Raw genomic sequence first — 4234 nt, forward strand, 5'->3', positions numbered from 1 at the left:
GATGCTGGGAAGATTTCAACTACATCTCCGCGCACACGGAATGTACCACGCTTGAAATCAATATCATTACGTCCATACTGTACATCAACAAGTTCACGAAGCAATTGATTGCGGTCCTTCTCCATACCAACTCGAAGTGATACAACTAACTCGCGGTATTCTTCAGGAGAACCTAAACCATATATACACGAAACACTCGCAACGATAATTACATCGTCCCGTTCAAATAATGCAGACGTTGCTGAGTGACGCAATTTATCAATTTCATCATTAATCTGCGCGTCCTTTTCAATAAACGTATCTGTTTGTGGTACATACGCTTCTGGCTGATAATAATCGTAATAACTAACAAAATACTCAACTGCATTATTCGGGAAAAAGTCTTTCAACTCACTATATAACTGTCCTGCTAACGTTTTATTGTGAGCCATAACAAGTGTTGGCTTTTGCACTTCTTTAATGACATTTGAAATCGTAAATGTCTTACCCGTTCCTGTCGCTCCAAGCAACACTTGCTTTTTCTTTCCACTATTAATTCCCTCTACAAGCTTCTCTATAGCTACCGGCTGATCACCTTGCGGGGAATACGCTGATATAATTTCAAATTGATGTTCCAAGTAAAATCCGACCTCCTCATAAAAATCTGTATTATTATTTTACCACGAATGCCTATAAAAAACCTAAAAAAACGAACAGATATTCGGTAAAATTTTCGACAATATACACATAGAAAAAGGAAGGAGTAAATACTTCCTTCCTCTACTAACTCTATTTTTTAGGTACATATACTAAGTCATATCCATTGCGCCCAGCTTCATTCGTACAATCTATTAGCCTATAAGTGATTCCTGATTCGCGCTGGTCTTTAACAATACTTTTACAACTATCTTTATGTAACCCTTTATCCTTCCCGGCAAATTTGTCTTTTCTATTATCTGACACATAAAATATATCGTTCCCACTATACTCTAACGTTTGAAAAATCGGGTCCCCTTCAAGGGTATACTGCACAATTCTTATTTTATCAACTTCCCTTTGCTCGACATTCAAAACGAACTTTTCAAATTTATCTAGATTGGAAATCCTGGTTCCCTTTACAATGACATCGTTCTTCTTATCAATTGTAGTGTTAGATGGTGAACATGCTACTAAAGTAAAAAGAAATAGACATATACAACTGATTCTTTTTCCTATTGTCATCCTCTCCTATAAAAATTATTTGTATACCCAAAAGCTACTTTCAACTATGAAAGTAGCTTTTCTTTTCCTTTCTCCTTCTTCGGAAAAAACACATATGAAAATGAAATCGCTGTATCAACTAAAAATATAATCGCCCACACTTGGCTCACGCGACTTGCAGCTTTATTTAAAACGATTCCCGATTCTAACCAATTACCCCATTGTTCAAATGGAATAAATCCATACGCGAAGAAAAAGAATATGTGCACACCAACGAATAAAACAAGATGTAATACCCAATTTTTTATTTCCTGCTTTGCATAGGCCATACCTGTTAATTCTATCTGTTCTTCAATAATAGGCGCTGGTTCATTACGCCATTTCGCAACTAGCTTTTGCGCAAATATATCAAGCTTCTTCAAATCCTTTTTCCCATAGAAAACTGCATACAATAAAATAATTACAGTAATAATTTGAAAATTAGAGAACTTTCCTGTTTGATAATAGTCCACTGCCCCTAATGTTAAAATAAACACTTCATTTACGAGGAGTACAATCCCCATAATAAAGCTCGCCTTCTTCAAACGAAATCCGTAACGGAGTAAAAAGAAACCGATAGCCGATAACCAAAATATAATCTCTGCCCCAATTAAAAAATACCAACGATATTCTGCGAGTATGCTCATTTATCCTTCTCCCTTTCATCATAAATACGAAAAGCTTTATCCATATATAATAAAAACTCTTCTTCAATTGGATACATGCTCATTTTCTGTGAATCTTCCTTTGATTTTCTAACTTCCCACAACTTATCTAAAAACGCTTCGTCACCATTAGCCATTTCTAAACACTTCTGCATTAATCTCTTCATTGCCCTTTGTACCTCATCACTAGCGGCTTCTTTATCCTCTTTCATAAAAATACGTAATTGCTTTAATAAATCTACCCATTCTAAAACATTCGGATCTTCCTCACTCATATTCGGCAAATTATGAAGCAACTTTTGTTCTTCCTTTGAAAATACTTCATTTTGAAATATTTCACGTATACGAGGAGACTGTTTTGAAAGCTGAATAAGTTCAAACATAACTTTCCAATCAAGTTCTCCCTCTACATCTACCGAATAAACAACCGCTTGTAAAACACGCTCCATTCGATTGAACTTCTTTTGCTCTTCTTGTACAAATCGAAGTTGGTTTTCAAGTGATTTTTTCAAATCCAGCTCACCTTTTACTAACATATTCGCAACTTCTTTTAATGAAAATCCCATTTCTTTTAAAAATAAAATTTGTTGCAAACGAATAACGTCAGCTTCACTATATAACCGATGTCCACCCTCTGTTTTTCCGCTCGGCTTTAATAAATCTATTTGATCATAATAACGTAGTGTACGTACTGTAACCCCTGTTTCCCTCGTCAATTCTTGTATTGAAATCACTACCATCACCTCTTCCCCCTCATTATAAAAGATGACGTTACGTCACTTTCAAGCATTTTGTAAAAAAAATACAAAAAGCTGTTTATACAAAGTGTATAAACAGCTTTTATGGAAATAACCCCTTTTGTATGGCGCGCCCACAAAATAAAATAAGTGCTCCAACAACAACACTCGTTGCCGTTTTATGATAATGGGCTAATAATAATAAATAATACGATAAACCTACAGTACCAATCATAATACAAATACTCGGCACTGGATTACGAGAAAAATTTTGCATTCCCCAAAGAAGCGCAAATATAGCTGTAGCGACACATAACACCGGTAATCCCATCCCAGTTCCCCTTTTTCTATCTATTATCCCTTGTTGCTAATACGCTCGTTGATGCGATACTTATTAATAAACCAAAAATAGCAATATATAATAGCTCAGTTACATGTACTGCTTGCCTATCTAAATACTTATTTACACAAAGATACATAATAAACAAGAAAACGAAGCTTGTAATACAAATCGTAAAATATGACTTCATCTTGTTCACAACTCGCTCATCAATCAATGGTACTCCCTCTTCTTTCAAACGCTTCTGCTCTTTATATTCCGAAATTCCATATAAAATGACTAGCGCTACATTCGATATAAAAATAGTTCCCCACGAAATACTTAAAATCATTAAACTCGTATTTAAAAGAATTCCTGCTACAAGCAAACTCCCTACGAATCTCATGACCTCTCTCTTACTCATACATGATCAGCCTCTTTTCGATTTCTATATTTCCACTTCGGCCAATAGTTCACAAGAAAATATACCCACTGCCCTAGTACAAATAAAACAAACGGCATACCAGCATTTCCATCAACAATTAAATTATATAAACTCCATATCGCTAAACTAATCGTAAAAAATAACCCTACATATTTAAACGCTTTATCTGACTGAAATCTCTCAAACTCATCCTGCATTTTTTATTCCCCCTATCGCTATGCTCGTTTTCCTACCATAACTCCTATAATGAGACTACCTGCAAATAAGGAACTACATATTATAAATATCTCTTGCACTGGTATAACAGCCCTGCCTATTGCTTTACTCGCAACAATATAAACAATAAGCAACAGAAATGCGAATACAAATGAGACGTTTACATGTTTTTTTATATTTTCAATTACTCGCTCATCTATATCGGGAAGTTCTTCTTTTTTGTACTTACGCTTTTTGTAATACACATACACTATCAAAAATACAATTGCTAAAACGTTACTCACTACGAGCGGTAAAATTGGTATAGCCGGATTCATAATATGAACTATAATGTCTCCTAAAAACAATCCAAAAGTCACACCTATAAATAACTTTTTAGTATCGTTCATTTTTCCTCCCCTTACTCCAGCGTAAATATTTCCTCCACCTTCACTCCAAAATACTTGGCGATTTTTAAGGATAACTCTAGACTCGGGTTATAATGATGGTTTTCAATCGCCACGATTGTCTGCCGCGTCACCTGCATCGCCTTTGCCATTTCAACTTGCGTTATATGATTTTGCTTTCTTAATTCTTTGATTTTATTTTTCACACCCATAGGATCCACCTTCAAAAGTAAAGATATCTTTACTTA

Annotated in this window: 8 protein-coding genes and 1 pseudogene; all 9 read right to left on the bottom strand. The window is 35.0% G+C overall.

The window, feature by feature from the left end:
* Positions 1 to 617: pseudogene (uvrB, locus tag MR170_RS29815) on the bottom strand (excinuclease ABC subunit B); the annotation flags it as partial.
* A 151-nt stretch (positions 618 to 768) separates the two neighbouring features.
* Entirely contained in the window at positions 769 to 1200 is a 432-nt protein-coding gene (locus tag MR170_RS29820; RefSeq protein ID WP_016079746.1) for a DUF4362 domain-containing protein, read from the bottom strand.
* A 44-nt stretch (positions 1201 to 1244) separates the two neighbouring features.
* Positions 1245 to 1865, bottom strand: coding sequence for a hypothetical protein (locus MR170_RS29825; protein WP_016079745.1), 621 nt, complete (start codon positions 1863 to 1865; stop codon positions 1245 to 1247).
* Positions 1862 to 2623, bottom strand: coding sequence for a MerR family transcriptional regulator (locus tag MR170_RS29830; RefSeq protein ID WP_242310492.1), 762 nt, complete (start codon positions 2621 to 2623; stop codon positions 1862 to 1864). The genes MR170_RS29825 and MR170_RS29830 overlap by 4 nt, the downstream gene beginning before the upstream one ends.
* 100 nt (positions 2624 to 2723) lie before the next feature.
* Complete coding sequence (locus MR170_RS29835; protein ID WP_000524131.1) at positions 2724 to 2951, bottom strand: hypothetical protein; 228 nt, start codon at positions 2949 to 2951, stop codon at positions 2724 to 2726.
* 16 nt (positions 2952 to 2967) lie between these two features.
* Positions 2968 to 3363, bottom strand: coding sequence for a hypothetical protein (locus MR170_RS29840; RefSeq protein WP_016079743.1), 396 nt, complete (start codon positions 3361 to 3363; stop codon positions 2968 to 2970).
* Positions 3360 to 3581 carry a hypothetical protein gene (locus MR170_RS29845; RefSeq protein ID WP_001150199.1) on the bottom strand — a complete coding sequence of 74 codons (222 nt, stop codon included), beginning with the start codon at positions 3579 to 3581 and terminating at the stop codon, positions 3360 to 3362. Before MR170_RS29845 ends, MR170_RS29840 begins: the two co-directional genes overlap by 4 nt.
* Positions 3582 to 3599: 18 nt before the next feature.
* Positions 3600 to 3989, bottom strand: a complete 390-nt coding sequence (locus MR170_RS29850; RefSeq protein WP_016079742.1) for a hypothetical protein — start codon at positions 3987 to 3989, stop codon at positions 3600 to 3602.
* 11 nt (positions 3990 to 4000) lie between these two features.
* Positions 4001 to 4198: a helix-turn-helix transcriptional regulator gene (locus tag MR170_RS29855; protein WP_000538364.1), complete on the bottom strand. Its 198-nt coding sequence runs from the start codon at positions 4196 to 4198 to the stop codon at positions 4001 to 4003.
* Positions 4199 to 4234 lie beyond the last annotated feature (36 nt).

Source organism: Bacillus cereus group sp. BfR-BA-01524 (genome assembly GCF_022662595.1).
GTDB lineage: Bacteria > Bacillota > Bacilli > Bacillales > Bacillaceae_G > Bacillus_A > Bacillus_A thuringiensis_S.